Here is a 1,202-nt window from a genome sequence, read left to right on the forward strand (position 1 = left end):
CGCTACCCCCTGGTCTGTGCCACCCCAATATACTTGCGTAAATTGGGGTCACGCTTCTTCCGAAGTTACGCGTGCAATTTGCCGAGTTCCTTCAACATAGTTCTCTCAAGCGCCTTGGTATACTCTACCTGACCACCTGTGTCGGTTTCGGGTACGGTCTATACGGTGGAGCTATTTCCTGGAACCGCTTCCCTGCACCTTCAATCCAATAAGAAGATACAAGTTACGCAATCCGTCACTACCACCAGGCCCACGAATATTAACGTGGTTCCCATCGACTACGCGTGTCCGCCTCGTCTTAGGGGCCGGCTAACCCTGCTCAGATTAACTTTAAGCAGGAACCCTTGGTCTTTCGGCGAGGGAGTCTCTCACTCCCTTTATCGTTACTCATGTCAACATTCGCACTTCCGATATCTCCAGGGCCCCTCACAGGTACCCCTTCACAGACTTACGGAACGCTCCGCTACCACGTGCATTACTGCACATCCTCAGCTTCGGTGCATGGCTTSAGCCCCGTTACATTTTCGGCGCARRRACCCTTATTTAGACCAGTGAGCTGTTACGCTTTCTTTAAATGATGGCTGCTTCTAAGCCAACATCCTGGTTGTTTTGGGATCCTCACATCCTTTCCCACTTAGCCATGACTTGGGGACCTTAGCTGGAGGTTAGGGTTGTTKCCCTTTTCACGACGGACGTTAGCACCCGCCGTGTGTCTGCCGAGTAGTACTCCCGGGTATTCGGAGTTTGGTTAGGATCAGTAAGACGGTGAGTCCCCATAGCCCATCCAGTGCTCTACCCCCCGGGGTATTCGCTCGACGCTCTACCTAAATAGATTTCGCGGAGAACCAGCTATTTCCGAGTTTGATTGGCCTTTCACCCCTAGCCACAAGTCATCCCAATCTATTGCAACAGATGCGGGTTCGGTCCTCCAGTTGGTGTTACCCAACCTTCAACCTGCTCATGGCTAGATCACTCGGTTTCGGGTCTAATGCAACAAACTCAATCGCCCTATTCAGACTCGCTTTCGCTTCGCCTACACCTACCGGCTTAAGCTTGCTTGTTACACTAAGTCGTTGACCCATTATACAAAAGGTACGCCGTCACCCTTGCGGGCTCCGACTGTTTGTAGGCATCCGGTTTCAGGTTCTATTTCACTCCCCTTGTCGGGGTGCTTTTCACCTTTCCCTCACGGTACTTGTTCG

1 rRNA gene is annotated in these 1,202 nt (G+C 51.8%); it reads right to left on the bottom strand.

What is annotated here, in order from left to right:
- Nucleotides 1-1,202: ribosomal RNA gene (locus AC1DIX_RS27365) — 23S ribosomal RNA — on the bottom strand; the annotation flags it as partial.

Source organism: Massilia sp. 05N420 (assembly GCF_056397205.1).